Origin of the sequence: Halobellus sp. MBLA0158 (assembly GCF_041477585.1) — an archaeon.
Classification (GTDB): Archaea; Halobacteriota; Halobacteria; order Halobacteriales; family Haloferacaceae; genus Haloquadratum; species Haloquadratum rubicundus.
In genome coordinates this window covers 280802-301209 of the sequence record NZ_JBGNYA010000001.1, presented here as the reverse complement: position 1 = coordinate 301209, position 20408 = coordinate 280802, and the positions used below count along the sequence as shown (strand labels likewise).

The 20408-nt window shown below is 69.1% G+C and carries 15 protein-coding genes; 4 read left to right on the top strand and 11 right to left on the bottom strand.

Going from position 1 to position 20408, the window contains the following annotated elements:
* Nucleotides 1-127: 127 nt before the first annotated feature.
* The 3 genes from OS889_RS01470 (at nt 128) to OS889_RS01460 (ending at nt 6297) form a co-directional block, all read left to right on the top strand.
* Entirely contained in the window at nt 128-547 is a 420-nt protein-coding gene (locus OS889_RS01470) for a PPC domain-containing DNA-binding protein (RefSeq protein WP_372386708.1), read from the top strand.
* Nucleotides 547-4773, top strand: a complete 4227-nt coding sequence (locus OS889_RS01465) for a DNA-directed DNA polymerase II large subunit (RefSeq protein WP_372386707.1) — start codon at nt 547-549, stop codon at nt 4771-4773. The genes OS889_RS01470 and OS889_RS01465 overlap by 1 nt, the downstream gene beginning before the upstream one ends.
* Nucleotides 4774-4866: 93 nt before the next feature.
* Nucleotides 4867-6297 (top strand): ATP-binding protein, encoded by a 1431-nt coding sequence (locus tag OS889_RS01460; RefSeq protein ID WP_372386706.1) that lies wholly within the window; start codon nt 4867-4869, stop codon nt 6295-6297.
* Nucleotides 6298-6353: 56 nt separating this feature from the next.
* On the opposite strand, the gene OS889_RS01455 is transcribed toward OS889_RS01460, so the two are convergent.
* The 9 genes from OS889_RS01455 to OS889_RS01415 form a co-directional block, all read right to left on the bottom strand.
* Nucleotides 6354-7901: a sulfatase gene (locus OS889_RS01455; protein ID WP_372386705.1), complete on the bottom strand. Its 1548-nt coding sequence runs from the start codon at nt 7899-7901 to the stop codon at nt 6354-6356.
* A gap of 138 nt (nt 7902-8039) precedes the next feature.
* A complete protein-coding gene (locus OS889_RS01450; RefSeq protein ID WP_372386704.1) occupies nt 8040-8402 on the bottom strand; it encodes a NifU family protein in 363 nt (120 codons plus the stop codon).
* Between the two features lie 174 nt (nt 8403-8576).
* Nucleotides 8577-8966, bottom strand: a complete 390-nt coding sequence (gene fer, locus OS889_RS01445) for a ferredoxin Fer (protein ID WP_372386703.1) — start codon at nt 8964-8966, stop codon at nt 8577-8579.
* Nucleotides 8967-9112: 146 nt separating this feature from the next.
* Nucleotides 9113-10270 carry an inorganic phosphate transporter gene (locus OS889_RS01440; RefSeq protein WP_372386702.1) on the bottom strand — a complete coding sequence of 386 codons (1158 nt, stop codon included), beginning with the start codon at nt 10268-10270 and terminating at the stop codon, nt 9113-9115.
* An 86-nt stretch (nt 10271-10356) separates the two neighbouring features.
* Nucleotides 10357-11658, bottom strand: coding sequence for an O-acetylhomoserine aminocarboxypropyltransferase/cysteine synthase family protein (locus tag OS889_RS01435; RefSeq protein ID WP_372386701.1), 1302 nt, complete (start codon nt 11656-11658; stop codon nt 10357-10359).
* A 94-nt stretch (nt 11659-11752) separates the two neighbouring features.
* Complete coding sequence (locus OS889_RS01430; protein WP_372386700.1) at nt 11753-12121, bottom strand: hypothetical protein; 369 nt, start codon at nt 12119-12121, stop codon at nt 11753-11755.
* Between the two features lie 66 nt (nt 12122-12187).
* Nucleotides 12188-13396, bottom strand: coding sequence for a homoserine O-acetyltransferase MetX (gene metX / locus OS889_RS01425; RefSeq protein ID WP_372386699.1), 1209 nt, complete (start codon nt 13394-13396; stop codon nt 12188-12190).
* Entirely contained in the window at nt 13393-14724 is a 1332-nt protein-coding gene (locus OS889_RS01420; RefSeq protein ID WP_372386698.1) for an O-acetylhomoserine aminocarboxypropyltransferase/cysteine synthase family protein, read from the bottom strand. Before OS889_RS01420 ends, metX begins: the two co-directional genes overlap by 4 nt.
* Before the next feature lie 134 nt (nt 14725-14858).
* Complete coding sequence (locus tag OS889_RS01415; RefSeq protein ID WP_372386697.1) at nt 14859-16064, bottom strand: pyridoxal-phosphate-dependent aminotransferase family protein; 1206 nt, start codon at nt 16062-16064, stop codon at nt 14859-14861.
* A 175-nt stretch (nt 16065-16239) separates the two neighbouring features.
* Between OS889_RS01415 and ligA the strand changes: the two genes are divergently transcribed.
* Nucleotides 16240-18366 carry an NAD-dependent DNA ligase LigA gene (gene ligA, locus OS889_RS01410; RefSeq protein ID WP_372386696.1) on the top strand — a complete coding sequence of 709 codons (2127 nt, stop codon included), beginning with the start codon at nt 16240-16242 and terminating at the stop codon, nt 18364-18366.
* A gap of 7 nt (nt 18367-18373) precedes the next feature.
* On the opposite strand, the gene OS889_RS01405 is transcribed toward ligA, so the two are convergent.
* Together OS889_RS01405 and OS889_RS01400 are read right to left on the bottom strand one after the other, a co-directional pair.
* Nucleotides 18374-19291, bottom strand: a complete 918-nt coding sequence (locus OS889_RS01405) for an ABC transporter permease (RefSeq protein WP_372386695.1) — start codon at nt 19289-19291, stop codon at nt 18374-18376.
* Nucleotides 19288-20331: an ABC transporter ATP-binding protein gene (locus OS889_RS01400; RefSeq protein ID WP_372386694.1), complete on the bottom strand. Its 1044-nt coding sequence runs from the start codon at nt 20329-20331 to the stop codon at nt 19288-19290. The genes OS889_RS01405 and OS889_RS01400 overlap by 4 nt, the downstream gene beginning before the upstream one ends.
* Between the last annotated feature and the right edge of the window lie 77 nt (nt 20332-20408).

Sequence of the window (20408 nt, the reverse complement as noted above, 5' to 3'; positions counted from 1 at the left end):
CGGCGTCGCTCATCGTTCGCGTTCGGACCGGCACCGACGTACGCTTTCGGGTCCGCGCCGCGGTCGCGGACCCCCCCGCGACGCGCAGACACGTAGATTTTTGTCCGCGTCTCTCCACGGAACGGGTATGCAGTATCGCGAAGTCGAGTCGACTCGGGAGTTCCTCCTGCGACTCGAAACGGGGGCCGACTGGCGGACGGAGATCGAGGAGTTCGCCGACCTCGAAGACATCGACGCCGCGTGGTTCCAGGCGATGGGCGCCGTCCAGGACGCCGAGGTGTGGTTCTACGACCAGGACGACAAGGAGTACCGGTCTGTGACCTTCGACGAGCCCCTGGAAGTCGCGGCCTGCGTCGGCAACGTCGCCGACCTCGACGGCGAGACCTTCGCGCACACCCACGCCGTGCTCTCCCGCGAGAGCGGCCAGGCGCTCGCGGGCCACCTCAACGCCGCGACGGTGTTCGCCGGCGAGGTCCACCTCCGCGCGTTCGACGAACCGCTCGTCCGCGAGCACCACGAACCGACCGATCTGGACCTCTGGCTGTAATGCGGCCCGAGGACGAGCGGTACTTCGAGCGGATCGAATCCCGCCTCGACGAGGCGTTCGACCGCGCCGAGCGCGCGAAGGCGCAGGGCCGCGACCCCGAGCCCGAGGTCGAGATCCCGGTCGCGAAGGACATGGCCGACCGCGTGGAGAACATCCTCGGGATCGACGGCGTCGCCGAGCGCGTCCGCGAGCTCGAAGGCCAGATGTCCCGCGAGGAGGCCGCCCTCGAACTGGTCACCGACTTCGTCGAGGGCACCGTCGGCGACTACGAGGGCCGGGCCGGCAAGGTCGAGGGCGCGGTCCGGACCGCCGTGGCGCTCCTCACCGAGGGCGTCGTCGCCGCGCCCATCGAGGGGATCGACCGCGTCGAGATCTTGGAGAACGACGACGGCACGGAGTTCGTCAACGTCTACTACGCCGGGCCGATCCGCTCTGCGGGCGGGACCGCCCAGGCGCTCTCCGTCCTCGTCGCCGACTACGCCCGCTCGCTGCTCGACATCGACGAGTACAAGGCCCGCTCGGCGGAGATCGAGCGCTACGCCGAGGAGGTGGGCCTCTACGACAAGGAGACGGGGCTCCAGTACTCGCCGAAGGACAAGGAGACGAAGTTCATCGCCGAGCACATGCCGATTATGCTGGACGGCGAGGCCACCGGCGACGAGGAGGTCTCGGGCTTCCGGGACCTCGAACGCGTCGACACCAACTCCCCGCGCGGGGGGATGTGTCTCGTCCTCGCGGAGGGGATCGCGCTGAAGGCCCCGAAGATCCAGCGGTACACCCGCGGCCTCGACGAGGTCGACTGGCCGTGGCTTCAGGACCTCATCGACGGAACGATCGGAAAGGATGACGGCGGCGCCGACGCCGATGCGAAAGACGGAGGCGGAGATGAGGAGGCCGACGACTCGGCAGAGAGCGACGGCGACGGCGACGAGACCGAGGAGGGATCCGAGCGCGACGGCGACGCCCCCGACTCGGAGGACGACCGCCCCGCGGGCCCGCCGCGGCTCGACCCCTCCGAGAAGTACCTCCGGGACCTGATCGCCGGCCGGCCGGTCTTCGGCCACCCGAGCGCCGCGGGCGGCTTCCGCCTCCGCTACGGCCGCGCCCGCAACCACGGCTTCGCGACCGCGGGCGTCCACCCGGCGACGATGCACCTCGTCGACGATTTCCTCGCGACCGGCACGCAGATCAAGACCGAGCGGCCGGGCAAGGCCGCGGGCGTCATCCCCGTCGACTCCATCGAGGGGCCGACCGTCAGACTGGCGAACGGCGACGTCCGGCAGATCGACGACCCCGCGGAGGCGCTGGAAATCAGAAACGGCGTCGAGAAGATCATCGACCTCGGCGAGTACCTGGTCAACTACGGCGAGTTCGTCGAGAACAATCACCCGCTCGCGCCCGCCTCCTACGTCTACGAGTGGTGGGTCCAGGAGTTCGAAGACGCCGGCGCCCCGGTCCAGGCGCTCGCGGACGACCCCGGCGTCGACTTAGAACACCCGACGCCCGCGGAGGCGGTCGCGTGGGCGACCGACTACGACTGCCCGCTCCATCCGGACTACACCTACCTCTGGCACGACGTCTCGGTCGACGACTTCGCGGCGCTCGCGGACGCAGTCGACGCCGGCCGGGTCGTCGCCGCCGAGGCCGACGGCGGCGTCGTAGATCGCGCGCCCGGTGACGGCTCCGAGGCCGACCGCGCCGGCGCAGAGGGCGACCGGGGACGCGACGCCGACGCGCTCGTCCTCCCGCTCTCCGAGCGGGTCGCGAGCGCCCTGGAGCACCTGCTCGTCGAACACACCCGACGCGAGGAGACGATCGCGGTGCCGGAGTGGCGACTCTTGGTCCGCTCGCTCGGCTTCGACGTCGAGGGGGGAACGCTCGACCGCGACTGGACGCCCGAGGACCTCTCCGCGCGCGCTCACGAGTGGGACGACGGCGAGAGCGCGCTCGAAGCCGTCAACGAGGTCGCCCCGTTCGAGGTCCGGGAGCGCGCGCCGACCCGCATCGGCAACCGGATGGGCCGGCCCGAGAAGTCCGAGTCCCGCGACCTCTCGCCGGCGGTCCACACGCTCTTTCCGATCGGCGACGCCGGCGGCAGCCAGCGCGATGTCGGCGAGGCCGCGCGGTTCAGGGACGACCAGGGGCGCCGCGGCGTCGTCGACGTCCGCGTGGGCGACCGGCTCTGCCCGGAGTGCGACGCCCACACCTTCCGGACCCGCTGTCCGGAGTGCGACGCCCACACCGAGCCCCACTACGAGTGCGAGGAGTGCGGCCGCGTCGTCGAGCCCGACGAGTCCGGCCGCGTCTACTGCGACGGGTGCGAGCGCGAGGTCACGAGCGCCGAGTGGTTCTCGGTCGACGTCGGCGAGGAGTACCGCGACGCGCTCGAACAGGTGGGCGAGCGCGAGTCCGCCTACGACATCCTGAAGGGCGTCCAGGGACTCACCTCGGCGGACAAGACGCCCGAGCCGATGGCCAAGGGCGTCCTCCGGGCGAAGAACGGCGTCACCTCGTTCAAGGACGGGACGGTCCGCTACGATATGACGGACCTGCCGGTCACGGCGGTCCGGCCCTCGGAACTGGACGTCACGGCCGAGGACTTCCGCGAGCTCGGTTACGAGACCGACATCGACGGCGAGCCTCTGGAGTTCGACGACCAGCTGGTCGAACTCAAAGTCCAGGACATCGTCCTCTCGGACGGCGCGGCAGAGCATATGCTCAAGACCGCCGACTTCGTCGACGACCTCCTGGAAAACTTCTACGACCTGCCGCCGTTCTACGAGGTCGACGAGCGCGAGGACCTCGTCGGCGAACTCGTCTTCGGGATGGCGCCGCACACTTCTGCTGCCGTTGTCGGCCGCGTCGTCGGCTTCACCTCCGCGGCCGTCGGATACGCGCATCCGTACTTTCACGCCGCCAAGCGTCGGAACTGTTTCCACCCCGAGACGAAGGTGTGGTACCGAGACGAGGCCGACGAGTGGCACCACGAGCCGATTCGCGATCTCGTAGAGCCGCGACTCGACGACCCCGACGAGGACGACTTCGGAACGCTCGTCCAGGAACTCGACGGCGACGTGTACGTCCCGTCGATAACCGAAGACGGCGAGGAGGTCCTGAAACCGGTCGAAGCGGTCTCGAAACACATCGCGCCGGAGCATCTCGTACGCGTGGAGACGCGGAGCGGGCGGGAGATCACCGTCACTCCGGATCATCGGCTCTGTCGGTGGAACAGAGGGATTGAGAAGGTCGAGGTGACGGAGATGGACGCTGGTGACAATCTCGCTGTTCCGGGAGATCCACCGATCGATGACATCACGGCCACTGACGCGCTGGAGCAAGCGCACGCCGACGGCGGACGGAGTTCGGATACGATTGTGACGATTGAGTACGTCGAAAGCGATATTGATCATACCTATTGTCTCACCGTCCAGGATACGCACACACTATTGACAAATAGATTATATGCCGGTCAATGCGACGGAGACGAAGATTGCGTGATGCTGCTGATGGACGGCCTCCTGAACTTCTCGAAGTCCTACCTCCCCGACAAGCGCGGCGGTCAGATGGACGCGCCCCTGGTGATGTCCTCGCGGATCGACCCCAGCGAGATCGACGACGAGGCGCACAACATGGACATCGTCCGGCAGTACCCCCTCGAATTCTACGAGGCCACCCGCGAGATGGCCGACCCCGGCGCCGTCGAGGACGCCATAAAACTCGGCGAGGACACCCTCGGCACCGACGACGAGTACCGCGGCTTCGACCACACCCACGACACCTCCGACATCGCCCTCGGCCCGGACCTCTCGGCGTACAAGACGCTCGGGTCGATGATGGACAAGATGGACGCCCAGCTCGAACTCTCGCGCAAACTGCGGGCCGTCAACGAGACCGACGTCGCAGAGCGCGTCATCGAGTACCACTTCCTCCCGGACCTGATCGGGAACCTCCGCGCCTTCTCCCGCCAGGAGACCCGGTGTCTCGACTGCGGCGAGAAGTACCGGCGAATGCCGCTCACCGGCGAGTGCCGGGAGTGCGGCGGCCGGGTGAATCTGACGGTCCACCGCGGGTCCGTCAACAAGTACATAGACACCGCCATCCACGTCGCCGAGGAGTTCGGCTGCCGCGAGTACACGAAACAGCGGCTCGAAGTCCTGGAGCGGTCCCTCGAGTCCGTCTTCGAGAACGACAAGAACAAACAGTCCGGCATCGCGGACTTTATGTGATTCGAGGCTGCGATCCGACGGGATCGACGCGTGATTCTCCGAATTGAAGCTCGGACGTGAAGTATTATGCCGGATCGGGGGTTGTTTCCGGCAATGACCAGCGAACCGGATATCGAGGTTCTCTACGTCAACGACGACGAGCCGCAGTTGGAGCTCCTGCGCACGCAGCTGACCGACGAGAGCGATCGCCTGCACGTCCGGACGGCCGCGACCCCCGACCGCGGGTGGGAGATCTTCGCCGACGGCCGGAGCGACGCCGACGCCGACATCGACTGCATTCTCTGCGATTATCATATGCCGGCGCAGACCGGCGTCGAGTTCCTCAGGCGGGTCCGAGAAGTCGACCCCGACGTCCCCTTCCTGCTGTTTACGAACACCGGCGACGAGACGGTCGCGAGTCGGGCCATCGAGGCGGGCGTCACCGACTACGTGATCCAAGAGACAGTCGAGAATCAGGCGCCGCTGCTCGTCCAGAAGATCGTCACGTACGTCGAGCACCGGCGGAGCCAACAGGAGATCGAGCGGACGAACGATCGGCTGCGCGAGATCGTCTCGGTCACAGACCAGGTGCTGTGGGTGTTCGCGCCGGACTGGTCGGAGCTGCGGTTTATCAACGACAGACACGAACCGCTGTTCGGCCAGCCGACCTCGGAGCTCCGCGCCGACCCCACGTCGTTCCTCGAACGCATCCACGACGGCGACAGGGCGCGCGTCGAACAGGCGATGCGTCGCGCCTCCGAGGGCGAGCCCCAGCTCGTCGAGTACCGGGTCGACAAGTCCGAGGCGGTCCAGCTGTGGGTCGAATCCCGGTGTAAGCCCGTCCTCGACGACGACGGCACCGTCGTCTCGCTCGTCGGGCTGACCCGCGATATCTCCGATCGAAAGGTGTACCAACAGGACCTACTGGAGACGATCGAGCAGCTCGAAGAGTTCGCGTCGACGGTCGCCCACGACCTCCGAAACCCCCTGAATATCGCGAACGGGAACATCCGACTCGCGGCCAAGGAACAGGAGAGCGAGCGGCTCGACACGGCGCTGGACGCCATCACTCGGATGGACACGCTCATCGACGAGATCCTCGCGCTGGCGAAAGAGGGCGATACGATCGGCGATCGACAGCCGGCGGCGTTCGAAGAGCTGATGCGAGAGAGCTACGACAACGTCCGGGCGACCGGGAGTTCGCTCGAAATCACCGGCAGCGTCTCGCTCGAATGCGACCCGACGCGCCTCACCGAGGCGTTCGAGAACCTCGTCCGGAACGCGGTCGAACACGGAGGCAGCGACGTGGCGATCACCGCCGGCGTGCTCGACGGCGGCGGCGTGTTCATCGAAGACGACGGTCCCGGCATCCCGCCGGAACACCGCGAACACGTCTTCGATCGGGGGTACACGACGAGCAAGGACGGAAGCGGGTTCGGCCTCGCGATCGTCGATCGGATCGTCACCGGCCACGGCTGGGACCTCGACGTCGGCGAGAGCGCCAGCGGCGGCGCCCGATTCGAGATCCAGACCGCCGACGCTTGAGTCCGAGGGGTGGTCGCGGTCGCGATCGCAACAGCGTCACGGCGCCGCGGTGACCGTCACTCCAAGTATCCGAGGTCCCGCAGGCGCTCTTGGGCCTCGTCGTCCATCTCCTCGACGGTGTCGTCGGTGACGTCGTCGTCGAGCGCGTCGGTCCAGGCGCCGCCGACCGCCGACTCGAAGTCCGCGAGCGCCGCCTCGGTCGCCTCGACCTCCGGGTCACCCTCGCCCGCGACGTTGTCCGTCTCGCCGGGGTCCGAATCGAGCCGGTAGGCCTCGTCGTCGATCCGGTCGATCCGGACGTACTTCGCGTCGGTCCGGCGCGCGGCGCGCATCCGCGAGTAGAACCGGGAGTCCTCGGGGAGCGTGATCCCCGCGTCGGCGGCCTTCTCCTCCAACTGCTTGAGCTCGACGACGGGCCGAGAGTACTCGATGAAGGCGTCCACGCCGTCGCCGCGCTGTCCCGGGTCGCGGGCGTCGTCGTCGACGCGGCCGAACTCGCGATACGACTCGGAGAGGAGCGAACGCGTGCGGTCGAGCGGGACTGCCGTCTCGCCCGCCGCGGCGGGCGTTCCGCCCTCGACGTCGAGGGCGTCGAGGACGGTGTGGTACAGGTCGACGAGCTCGACCTGGTCGGCGCGGCGCTCCGCCTCCAGCTCGGGGTGTTTGACAAGCAGCGGGACGTTCACGAGCGGATCGTACAGGCAGAACTCGTGGCCGTAGAGGTCGTGTTCGCCGTGAAGTTCGCCGTGGTCGGCACAGACGACGACCATCGTCTCGTCCCACTTGCCCTCCGACCGCAGCCAGTCGAACAGCCGCCCCAGTTGGTCGTCGATGTGGGCGATCTCGGCGTCGTAGAGGCTCCGGATGTCCTCCCACTCCTCGTCGCCGATGTCGCGGGCGCCGGAGTTGTACTCCTTGGAGTTCTGACACACCTCGGTCGAGTCGACGCCGGGGGCGAACTCCCGGGCGAACTCCTCGGGCGGGTGGTACGGCAGGTGGGCGTCCATCAGATTGATGAACGCGAACGCGCGGTCGCTGTCGTCGAGGAACTCCATCGTCCGGTCGACGAGGGCGGGCGTCTTCGAGTCGGCGCCCTCGCCGCCGGCGAAGTACTCGTGGGCGGTGTTGCCGAGGCTGACGAGCTTGTCCGCGATCGCCCGGAGCGCGTCGTTGTCGTTCATCGTCTTCCACGCGCGGGCGAGCGGGCCCGAGAGGAAGTCGCCGGGCATCACCTCGAAGAAGTTGTCCTGGTCGTCGAAGCCGTCGGTGAGGTGGGTGTACGGCGTGATCCAGGCGTTCGAGGAGTAGCAGGCGGTGTCGTAGCCCGCATCCGAGAGCGTCTCCGCGAGCGTGGTCGCGCCCTCCAGGTAGGGGTTCTCCTGGTCGGCGCCGTGCTGGGAGGGGTACATTCCGGTGAAGAGCGACGCGTGGACCGGGAGCGTCCACGGCGCCGGCGCGACGGCCTGCTCGAAGACGGTGGCCTCCTCGGCGAAGGCGTCGAGCGTCGGCGTCGTCGGCCGGTCGTACCCGTAGGGGGTGAGGCGGTCCTTCCGGACCGTGTCCATCACCACGAAGAGGACGTTATCCGGCGATTCGGCACTCATACCCACCTCTCACAGCGTCGGCGTCAAAGAGTCACCGGTCCGGTGTCGCCAGGGGTGTCGGAGTCGATCGAATTCGGTCCGAGTCCGCATCTGATCGCTGATTGCTGACCACCGACTGGCGCAAATCGACGCGAAGCGTTAGAACGGGGCCTGCGGGCCTTCGTCGCTGTCGCGCTCTTCGCCCTCGGTCTCGCCGGGGAAGGACGGCGACATCCCGCCGCCGTCGTGGCCGCCACCGCCCATTCCGGTCTCGGCGTGGACCGTCTCGATCTCGGGGATCTCCTTGACCATCCGGCTCTTGATCGCCTGGATCGTCATCGGGGAGATGCCACAGCCCGAACACGCGCCGCCGAGCATCACCGTGACCTCGCCCTTCTCGCGGTCGATGTGCTGGATCGCGGCCGAACCGCCGTGCATCTGGATCTGCGGGAAGTTCCGGCGCAGGAAGTTCGTGACGCGCTCCTTCAGGTCGTCGTCGCCGCCCGTAGCGTCCGTACTCATACCTACGCGTTCGGCACCGACGGGCTTAGGCCTTTGGTTCGATACCCTCACGGGGCTCGATCCGCCGACGGCGTCCGGCAGTTCGCGGGCGTGCGGCTGTCGGGGCGGCCTCAGAAAAATGGTGGTCGGAGTCGGTTCCGGAGTCCGCTCTCGGGCTGACGCCCGGGATCCGGCTTAGATGACGCGGTTCTGGAGGTAGTCGAGGTGCTTCGCGTTGTAGACGATCTTGACTTCCTCGGCCGCGGGCGACCCGATGCAGGTCAGGCGGACGTTCTTCTCGGAGACCTCCTCGTCGGAGAGGATCTGCTGCATGTCCATATCGATCTCGCCCTCCTTGAGGATCGACGCGCAGTTCGCACAGGCGCCTGCACGGCACGAGAACGGCCAGTCGTAGCCCTGAGCCTCGGCGGCTTCCAGGATGTACTCGCCCTGATTGACCTCGAGCGTGCCGTGGTCCTCGTCGTCCAGGTCGGCGTCGGCCGCCTTCTCGAAGAGGTCGTCGTCGTCCATATCCCAGCCCTGATCGTCCAGCACTTCGTAGTTGAGGTATTCTACGGTAGGCATCTCACCAGCCGGTTTGTATGCCACCCCATTAGACTTTGCTGTTCGATCCAGAACTGCTCTTCGACCGTATTACCGCTTCAGCGAAACGAACGTGGGGTTTTGGGCGATCGAGAAACCGATCCGGGAAGCGACCGGATCGCCGGACGCTACAGCGGCACGGTCGCAAAGAGCGCATACGACGCCGCGGCCGAGAGGCTCGGCGTGAGGAGCCAAAAGAAGATGACCCGGCCGGTGGTCCCCGGGTCGAACAGGTCCGTTCCGGCGAGGTCCGCCGACGACTCCTCGCCCATCCGCGGCACCTCGTCGGCGGTCTCGGTCGTCAGCGCGTCGACGGACATCGCGGGCGTGTCGCCGCTGAGCGCCTCGCCGAGCGTCACCGTGCGGGTGGCCCGCCCCCAGCCGAGCCCGACGATGCACATCGTCGCCGACACCGCGAGGCTCGCCGGGATGCCGAGGTACGACAGCATCGCGATCAGCGACGCCGACACCGTCTCGACGACGAGCGCCGCGAGGATCGGCAGTTCGGTGAGGTCGTTGCCAACGGTGTCGAGCGTCCGCCGGGCGATGGTGAACGCGCCCAGTCCGATCGCGCCCGCCGCCAGGAAGATCCCGTTGTTCATCGACACTGCGCCGTTGCCGACGAGCGGCGCGACCGCGTTGGCGGCGTTCGACGCGCCCGCCGAATAGGCCATGTAGCAGGCGATCACGACCACGAGAGTGACGCTGCCGAGTTCGCGTGGCGTCGTGTTCGGCCCGAGCCGGGGCCGCGGGATCGCGCCGCTCCGGTCGACTTCGAGGACCGCCCCCGGCGAGCGATCGAGCTTCAGTTTGGCGTCGAGGTAGGGGTAGACGTACCGGCCGATCACCGCGCAGATCCAGAAGGCGATCACGGGCGCGACGATCCACCAGGAGATGATCTCGAGCATCACGCCCTCGTCGAGCGTGCCCGAGGCGACCCCGAGTCCGGCGATGGCGCCGACCGCCGTCATCGACGTCGAGGCGGGGACGCCGAAGGTGTTCGAGATCAAGAGCGCGAGGCCGACGAAGAAGAGGACGGCCACGCTTGCGGCCAGCGTGAACTCGCTTTCGGGGACGATCCGGCCGCCCATCGTCTCGATGACCTCGCGGCCCGCCGTCCACGCCCCGAGCAGCGCGAACGCCGTCATCAGCGCGGCCGCGCCGAGCTTCGAGACGAGGCCGCTCCCGACCGCGGGGCCGAACGCGACCCCCGTCGATGAGCCGCCGATGTTGAACCCGACGAACATCGCGACCAGGAGCCCGACGATGAGGAGTGCTTCGACCACACTCCCCGTTCAGGACAGGGGAGGAAAAACGTCACCATCGCACGGCCGGCGCGCCCGTCGCTCACGCGCCCGAGCCGGCTCGCCGATCAGTTCGTCGCGCGCTCGATCGCCTGATCGAGGTCGGCGATGATGTCGTCGACGTCCTCGATGCCGACCGACAGGCGGACCATATCCGGCGTCACGCCCGCGGCGCGCTGTTCCTCCTCTGTGAGCTGCTGGTGGGTCGTCGAGGCGGGGTGGATCACGAGCGTCTTCGCGTCGCCGACGTTCGCCAGGAGCGAGGCGAGTTCGACGTTGTCGACGGTGTCGCGGGCGGCGTCGTAGCCGGCCTCCAGGCCGAAGGTGATCATCCCGCCGTAGCCGCCCTCCAGATATTCGGAGGCCTCCTCGTGGGTCTCGTGGCTCTCCAGGCCGGGATAGTTGATCCAGGAGACCTCGTCGTGGTCCTCCAGGTACTCCGCGACGGCCATCGCGTTCTCGCAGTGGCGCTCCATCCGCATCGGCAGCGACTCCAGTTTCTCTAAGGTGTTCCAGGCGTCGAACGGCGACTGGGCGTTGCCGAGGTCGCGCAGGCCGCGGGCGATGGCGGCGTAGGTGAACGCCGCGTCGCCGAAGCGCTCGGCGAAGTTGACGCCGTGGTAGGCGGGGTTGGGGGCGCCGATCTCGGGGTACTTCTCGGCGTGTTCGGCCCACGGGAACGACCCGCCGTCGACGAGGACCCCGCCGATCGTCGTGCCGGCGCCGTGGATCCACTTCGTCGTGGAGTTCCACACGAGGTCGGCGCCGTGCTCGATCGGCCGGCAGAGGTACGGCGTCGCGAAGGTGTTGTCGACGAACAGCGGGACGTCGTTGTCGTGGGCGATGTCGGCGATCCGCTCGATGTCCGGCGTGACCAGCGCGGGGTTGCCGATCGTCTCCAGGTGGACGTAGGCGGTGTCCTCGTCTATCGCCTCCTCGTAGGCCTCGTAGTCGAGGGTGTCGACGAAGCGCGTCGTGATCCCGCGGCGCTCGACGGTGTGGGTGAAGTACGTGTAGGTGCCCCCGTAGAGCGACGACGCCGTCACGATGTTGTCGCCGGCGCTCGCGAGCAGGAACGTCGCCAGGTCGAGCGAGGCCATCCCCGAGGCCGTCGCCGCGGCGCCGATGCCCCCTTCGAGCGACGCCAGGCGCTCCTGGAGCGTCGCGACCGTCGGATTCATGAGCCGGCTGTAGATGAACCCCTCCTTCTCCAGGGCGAACTGCCCCGCGGCGTCCTCGGCGTCGTCGAAGACGTACGAGGTGGTCTGGTAGATCGGCTGTGCCCGCGCGCCGGTGGCCGGATCGGGCTCCTGTCCCGCGTGGAGGCTTCGCGTCCCGAACCCGAGTGGCTGCTCTTCGTCGTCTGCCATAGGCTGCCCTTCTCGGAGCGGCGGCCTAACCGACGTGACGTGAGCAAATTCCGCCGGTATCTACGACGCCGTCCGCGGATCCGGCGTCACGGTCTCACGCCGGGCTCCCCTCGATCGAGGCGCCCGCGAGGAGCGTCGCCGCGGCGACGACGCCCACGCCGAGGACGGTCTGTGACGAATCGGTCCCGACGGCGAGGAGCGCGACGACCGCGACGAGGACCAGTCCGCCGACGGAGACCGCGAGCGGGCGCCCGCGGTCGACGACGACGGCGAGGCCCGCCGCGAGGAAGCCGAGGCCGGCGAGTCCCCCGGCGACGACGAGGTTCGCGACCGCGCCGCGAGCGAGCGGGGCCACGCCGGGTGCGCCGGCGATCGGCACGAGCAAGCCGCCGTACGCGAGGGCGGCGCCCGCGGCGGCGACGAGGAGGCCGACGAGCCGCGCGAGGAGTTCGGCAGGAGTCACAGGCGTCCGGACGGCGCGGACCGAAAAGTGCGTTCGGGTTCCGACAGCCCGTCGACTGCGCCGCGCCTACTGACTGAACAGCGACGCGTGGACGGGCGCGAAGTCGCCGCCGGGCCCCGAATCGGCGTCGGCGTCGGTGTCGTGGACCGCGCGGCCCTCGACGCCCGAATCGAGGAAGTCCCGGAGCGGCGGCCCGACCTTCTCGGGCTCGACGAGGAACGCGTCGTGGCCGTGGTCCGACTCGATGACGTGGTGAGCCACCGGCGCGCCCGCCTCCCGGAACGCCGCCGCGAGCGTCTCCGACTGCTCGGTCGTGAAGTGCCAGTCACCCGTAAAGGAGAGCAACAGGGCCTCGCCCTCGAAGGCGGCGACGGCCTGGGCGTCGTCCTCGTAGCCCTCCGCGAGGTCGTAGTCGTCCATCGCGCGGGTGAGATAGAGGTAGGAGTTGGCGTCGAAGCGGTCGACGAACTTCTCGGCCTGGTAGTCGAGGTACGACTCCACGTCGCGGTACGGGAAGAACGCCGCCGCGGGGTCCGAGGGGAAGGAGTCGCGGCGGGCGTCTCGCCCCGCTGCGCGCCGGCCGAACTTCCCCTCCATCGACGCCTTCGAGAGGTACATCACGTGGCCGATCTGCCGGGCGAGCGCGAGGCCGTCTGTCGGTGCCTCGTCCCGGTCGTAGTACTCGCCGCCGTTCCAGTGCGGATCGGTCGTGATCGCCCGCCGCGCGATGGCGTCGAGCGCGAGGCACTGCGCGTCGAGACGTGCCGCGGCCGCGACCGAGACGACGTACCGGGCGTCGTCGGGGTAGCGCTTCGCCCAGTCGAGGGCGTTCATCCCGCCGACGCTGCCGCCGACGACCGCGTGGAGGCGGCCGACGCCGAGTTCGTCCAGCAGCAGGCGCTGGGAGCGCGTCCAGTCGGCGACCGTCACGGGCGGGAAGTCGGTGCCGTAGACCTCGCCCTCGGGGTCCTCGGATGCCGGCCCCGTGGTGCCGTAACACGACCCGGGGACGTTCGCGCAGACGACGTAGTAGTCGTTCGTGTCGATCGCCTTCCCGGGGCCGACGATGTCGTTCCACCACGCGCGGGCCTGGCCGGTCGTCTCCGAGCCGTAGCCCGCGACGTTCTGGCTGCCGGTGAGGGCGTGGCAGATCAGGACCGCGTTGTCGCCGTCGAACTCCCCGTAGGTCTCGTAGGCGACTTCGAGGTTCTCGATCTCGTCGCCGGAGGCGAAGTCGAACCGCCCGAGGTCGACGGTCCCGCTGTCTGTCTTCATTCGCTGTCTCCCCCCTTCGCGTCGCCGCCCGAAACCCTTTGGGTCGCCGCGCTGATCGCGCGGTCCAGGTCGGCGATGACGTCCGCCTCGTCCTCGATGCCGACCGACAGGCGGACCATCTCGGGGCTGAGTCCTGCGGCGCGCTGTTCCTCCTCGCTCAACTGGGCGTGGGTCGTCGAGGCGGGGTGGATCACGAGCGTCTTCGCGTCGCCGATGTTCGCGAGGAACGAGGCGAGGTCGGTCTCCTCGCAGGTCCGCTTCGCCGCCTCGAAGCCCGCGGCGAGCCCGAAGGTGACCATCCCGCCGTACTCGCTTCTGCTCTCCTCGTCCGAACCGAGGTACCGCGTCGCGTTCGCGTGGGTCGGGTGCTCCTCGAAGCCCGGATACGACACCCACGCGACGTCCTCGTGGTCCCGGAGGAACTCCGCGACCGCACGGGCGTTCTCGCAGTGGCGCTGCATCCTGAGCGGCAGGGTCTCCAGGCCCTGGATCGTCTGCCAGGCGTCGAAGGGCGACTGCTGATTGCCGAGGGTCCGGAGCGCACGCTGGCGGACCGCGTTGGCGAAGGCGGCCTCGCCGTAGCGCTCGACGAAGTCGATGCCGAACGCGGGGTTCTCGCCCGAGAGTTCGTCGTAGTCGGCGTGTTCCCAGGGGAAGGTCCCGCCGTCGACGAGGATTCCCCCCACTGTGGTTCCCGACCCGTGGATCCACTTCGTCGTCGACTCCCAGACGATATCGGCGCCGTGTTCCAGCGGGCGACAGAGGTACGGCGTCGCGAAGGTGTTGTCGACGACGAGGGGCGCCGCGTTCGCGTGTGCGATGTCGGCGAGGCGCTCGAAGTCGGGCGTCTTCAGCGATGGATTCGCGATCGTCTCAACGTGGACGAAGGCGGTGTCCTCGTCGATCCGGTCCGCAAAGGCGTCGTAGTCGAGGGTGTCGACGACCCGGATCTCGACGCCGCGGCGGGTCGCCATCTTCGTGAGGTAGGTCGCGGTGCCGCCGTACATGTCCGAGGAGGCGACGACGTTGTCGCCCGCGCTCGCGAGGACGCTCGTCGCGGAGTCGAGCGCGGCCATCCCCGAGGCGGTGGCGACGGCGGCGACGCCGCCCTCCAGCGCCGCGAGGCGCTCTTCGAGGATGCGAGTCGTGGGATTGGAGATCCGCGAGTAGACGTCGCCGTCGGCCTCCAGCGCGTAGAGGTCCGCCGCGTGATCGGCGTCCCCGAAGGCGTAGGAGGTCGTCTGGTAGATCGGCGGCGCGCGAGCGCCCGTCGTCTCGTCCGGCTCTTGGCCGGCGTGGAGACTCCGGGTGTGGAACCCATCGACCATACTATGTACATTACGCATATTCGTTCGGAGGCTTATAACCGTCGGTTACGGCCGAGTCGACGGGGTACCCGACGGTCGCACGGCTGGCGGGAGTACGTCGAACGAGAAGGTCGAGGGTCGAGGCGGATCGGCGCTCAGTCGTCGGCGGACGCGGCCTCGGTCAGGTCCAGTTCCTCGCGCGCGGCCGCGACACCGGCGTCGACGTCGACGTCCACGCCCGCGTCGGCCATCGCCTCGCCGACGGTCCGGACGCCCCGGAGGATGGCCTCGTCGGGGAGGCCGCCCATGTTGCTCACGCGGAAGATCGCCCCGCCGAGGTGGGCCTGGCCGCCGGAGATGCTGACGTTTCGCGCGTCGACGCCGTCGAAGAAGGCGTCGGCGTCGTCGCCGTAGACCTCCTCGGGCAGCGAGACCGCTGTGAGGGTGTTCGAGAGCTCGGTCGCGCCCGTCGCGTCCGCGAAGAGGTCCAGCCCCATCGCGGTGAAGCCGGCGCGGAAGGCGGCCGACTGGCGGCGGTGTCGGGCGATCCGCGTCGGCATCGTCTCCTCGACGATGTCCTCGACGGCGACCGCCATCGCGCGGAACAGCGGCACCGCGCTCGTGAAGGGCGTCTGGTGGGATTCGGATTTCCGAAGGTGCCACTCCAGGTCCTCGTAGAACGGCGCGGCCTCGCCGTCCAGATCGTCTTTCACCTCCTCTGTCACGTACATCGCGCTGATGCCCGGCGGGGCCGCGAGCGCCTTCTGCGCGTCGGTGACGGCGATGTCGACGTTCCAGTCGTCGATCTTGAACACGTCGCCGCCGATCGAGGTGACGCCGTCGACGACGAAGCGGGCGTCGTACTCCTCGGCGATCTCGCCGACGCCCTCGACCGGATTCAGCAGGCCAGTACTGGTCTCGTTGTGAACCATCGTCACCACGTCGGTCTCGTCGGTGACGACCGCGCGGACGTCCTCCAGGGGGATCGATTCGCCCCACGGGACCTCGACGCGGGTGACGTCGGCGTAGCGCTCGGCGATGCGGGCGAAGCGGCGGCCGAACTTCCCGTTGACGAGCGAGACCACGTGGCCGCCGTCGCCCACCAGATTGGCGACCGCGGCCTCCATTCCCATCGTGGCCGTCCCGTTGAGGAGAAGCGTCGTCCCGCCGCCCGTCGTCGCGGTGGAGACTCCCTCCAGGGTGGACTCCTCGAAGATGTAGTCGAGACCGTCCTGTGCTCGCTCGTAGACCGCCTCGAACGCCGCGGACCGGTGGGACACCATCGGCTCGTCCATCGCCGCCGCCACCTCGTCGGTGACGGGCACCGGGCCGGGGTTGAGGAGCAGGAAGTCCTCTTCCATACGCGGCGATTGCAGTCCGCAGGGATAAGCGGTACGGGTTTCCCCCGACACAGTCGCCGTTCACCGCCTCGTTCACCCGAATCCGAGTTTGGTTTCCGGGCCGCGGCGGCCCGCCGGCGCTCGCCCGCGGCCCGCGACGAAGCACCTAACTCCGCCCCGTTCGAGTGGCCGACAAATGAGCGACGACGCGTCGGCCGACGCCGCAGCGACAGCCGAAGACGACGCGGACCTCGCGTACGCCGACCCCGACAACCCCTACCTCCGCGACCCCGACACGGACTTCGCGCCCGTCGCGGATCTCTCCCGCGACGAGGCCGCCGCGCAGGCCGAGACGCTCCGCGAGGCGATCCGCGAGCACGACTACCGCTACTACGTCCGCGCCGACCCGCTGATCTCGGACCGCGCCTACGACGACCTGTTCGCGCGCCTTCAGGACCTGGAGGAGGCCTTCGATCTCGACCGCGAGGGGAGCCCCACCCGGCGCGTCGGCGGCGAACCGCTCGACGAACTCGACACGGTCGAACACGTCGCGCCGATGCTCTCGATCGAGCAGTCGACCGACGCCGACGAGGTTCGTGAGTTCGACCGGCGCGTCCGCGAGGACGTCGGCGACGTCGACTACGTCTGCGAGCCGAAGTTCGACGGGCTCTCCGTCGAGGTCGTCTACGAGGACGGCGAGTACGTCCGCGCGGCGACCCGCGGGGACGGCGCAGTCGGCGACGACGTCACCGAACAGGTCCGGACGATCCGGTCGGTCCCGCTCCGACTGGGCGGCGACCCGCCCGAGCGGCTCGCGGTGCGCGGCGAGGTGTTCATGCCGCGCGAGGCGTTCCGCGAGCACAACCGCGAGCGCGTCGAACGCGGCGAGGATCCCTTCGCCAACCCCCGGAACGCCGCCGCGGGGACGCTCCGCCAGCTCGACCCCTCGGTCGTCGCCGACCGGCCCCTGGACTGCTTCTTTTACGACGTCCTCGACGCCAGCCGGGTGCCCGACAGCCAGCGAGAGACGCTCGACCGGCTCCGCGAGTGGGGCCTCCACGTCACCGACCGCGTCGACGTCGTCGACTCGATCGAGGGGGCGATCGACTACCGCGACGACCTGCTCGACGCCCGCGAGGCCCTCGACTACGAGATCGACGGCACCGTGATCAAGGTCGACGCCCGCGACGCCCGCGAGGAACTGGGCGCGACGAGCCGGTCGGTGCGCTGGGCCTTCGCCTACAAATTCCCGCCGCGCGCGGAGGTCACCCGCGTCACCGACGTCGTCGTCCAGGTCGGCCGCACCGGCCGGCTGACGCCCGTCGCCCTCCTGGAGCCGGTCGACGTCGGCGGCGTCACCGTCTCGCGCGCCTCGCTCCACAACCCCGAGGAGATCGAGCGGCTCGGCGTCGACGTCGGCGACGAGGTCCGGGTCCGCCGCGCGGGCGACGTCATCCCTGAAGTCGCCGAGGTCGTCGAAAAGCGCGCCGACGGCACCTTCGACTTCCCCGAGACCTGCCCGGTCTGCGACAGCCCCGTCGAGCGCGACGGCCCGCTGGCGTTCTGCACCGGCGGGCTCACCTGCGACGCCCAGCTGGTGCGGGCGATCGTCCACTACGGGAGTCGGCAGGCGCTCGACATCGACGGCCTCGGCGAGGAGCGCGTCGAGCAGCTGGTCGACGCCGGCGTGCTGTCGTCGCTTCCGGACCTCTACCGGCTCGATCCCGACGACGTCGCCGACCTGCCGGGCTGGGGCGAGACGAGCGCCCGGAACCTCGTCTCCGCGATCGAGGCCACGACGTCGCCGCCGCTCCCGGACTTCCTCGTCGCGCTCGGCATCCCCGAGGTCGGCGAGCACACCGCCCGGAACCTCGCCCGCCAGTTCGGCGACCTCGATGCGGTGATGGACGCCTCGGAGGACGAACTGGAGACCGTCGACGACGTCGGTCCGACGGTCGCCGAACACGTCGCGGAGTTCTTCGCGAACGAGGGCAACCGCGCGGCCGTCGCGGAGCTCCGCGAACTGGGCGTCGAGCCCGAGTCCGTCGAGGAAGAAGGAAGCGACGCCTTAGACGGCCTGACGTTCGTCTTCACGGGGTCGCTGTCGGTCACGCGCGACGCGGCCCAGTCGCTCGTGGAGCGCCACGGCGCGACCGCGACCGGGAGCGTCTCCGGCAACACGGACTACCTCGTCGTCGGCGAGAACCCAGGGCAGACGAAGCGCGAGGACGCCGCGGCGAACGACGTGCCGACGCTCGACGAGGAGGCGTTCGCGACGCTGCTGGCCGAACGCGGGATCGAGTACCCGCCGGAAGAGGAGTGAGCCGCAATCAGAGGTCGGCGCGCTCGAACGCCCAGTAGCCGACCGCCGCGGGCAGGACGATCCACGCGACGAGGACGAGAAAGAGGAACCACCCCGAGAAGTAGAAGGGCAGCGTCCCCTCAAGGATCGGCGCGAGCACGGCGCGCTCGCCGAAGGTCGTACTGACGAGCCGCGCCTGCGCCGGACCGTAGTACAGCTGCGCCGCGAGCGTCTCGTAGGTCTTCAGCGGATTCAGGTACTTCAGGAAGACCCCGATCTGGGCCCGGGTGACGTTGGCGACGTTCATCCCGACCTGCTCGGCCGCGTAGTTCAGGAGCTTCGGGATCCCCTCCGAGATCGAGCCCCAGAGGACCGCGAACACCAGGTACAGCCCCATCGTCGCCAGCGTCGCCTCGCGGTTCGAGTCCGCGAGAGCCGAGAGGCACAGCCCGACCGAGACGAACGCGGCGCCGAGGAGCGCGGTGAGCGCGATCTGCGGCACGAACGAGCCGAGTTCGAGGCGCGTCCCGGTCACGAGCAGGACGACGAACGCCGCGAAAAAGCCCACGAGCAGCGCGGCGACGACCACCGCCGAGCGGCCGAGGAACTTCCCGACGACGACGTCGAGCCGGGAGTTCGGCAGCGAGAGGAGCAGCTTCACCGAGCCCGACTCCCGCTCTTCGGTGATCGAGCCGTACGAGGTCGACAGCGATATGAACCCGAGCACGAGCGCGAGCAGCCCGGGGAACGAGAAGCTGAAGACGCCGAGGCTGGCGAAGAACCCGAAGAGGTTCGACACCTGACGGCTGTCGGGACCGAGCAGGACGCCGAAGAACAGCGCCGCGGCGCCGCCCAGGAAGAGCGCGAAGAAGAGCGTCGAGCCGTGGAGCCACCGCGAGCGGATCGCGTCGCGGAACTCCTTGCGGGCGACGGCCTGCCAGCTCATCGCTGGACCTCCTCTCCGGTGGCCGCTTCCCCTTCGGCGGCCGCATCGTCGGCCTCGGCGTCAGCCGACGATGCTTCGGTCGAATCGGAGGCTTCGTCGGACTCGACGTCCGCCTCGACCGCCTCCTCCCTGTCGCCCTCGGTGTACGCGAGGAACAGGTCTTCGAGCGACGCCTCCTCGGTCGTGAAGTCGGTCACGCTCACCCCGTGGTCTTCGATCTCGCTCACGACGCGGGTCTTGGCGTCGCTGTCGCAGCCCACGCGGACGGCGTCGTCGCCGTCGCGCTCGACGTGCCGGACGCCGTCGAGCGCCCGCACCGCGTCGAGGACGTCGTCGTCGACGGGCTCGCCGACGGCGACCCGGAGCGTCGCGTCGGCGTCGGAGGCCTCCCGCAGCCCGTCGATCGAGTCCACCGCGACGAGTTCGCCCGCCCGGAGGATGCCGACGCGGTCGCAGACCGCCTCGACCTGTTCGAGGATGTGACTGGAGAAGAAGACGGTCGTGCCGCGCTCGGCCTCTTCGAGGACGATCTCGCGCATCTCCTTGGCGCCCGCGGGGTCGAGCCCCGAGGAGGGCTCGTCGAGGATCAGGAGGTCGGGCTCGCCGACGAGCGCCATCGCGAGCGCGAGCCGCTGGCGCATCCCCTTCGAGTACCCGCCGGCCTGCCTGTCGGCGGCGTCGGCGAGGCCGACGCGCTCCAGCACGGCGTCGGGGTCGGCGTCGGCCTCCTTGGAGTCGATCGCGAACTCGACGTGCGCGCGGCCGGTCAGCCGGTCGTACACGTCGAAGCCCTCCGGGAGGACGCCGGTCCGCTCCCGGACGGCGACGCTCTCGGCGCGGGCGTCGTGTCCGAGGACGGACACCTTCCCCGCCGTCGGGCGAACGAAATCGAGGAGGAGATTGATCGTCGTCGACTTCCCGGCGCCGTTCGGGCCGAGGAAGCCGAAGACCTCCCCCTCCTCGACGGTCAACGAGAGGTCCGAGACGGCGGTGACGTCCTCGAACCGCTTTGTCACCCCGTCGAGTTCGATAGCAGCCATAGCCGAGGGTTGTCTGGTCCGTTCATAAAGCGTTTGGTGAGAGAATCAGCTCTGAGATCGGTCCGGCGGCGGCGTCG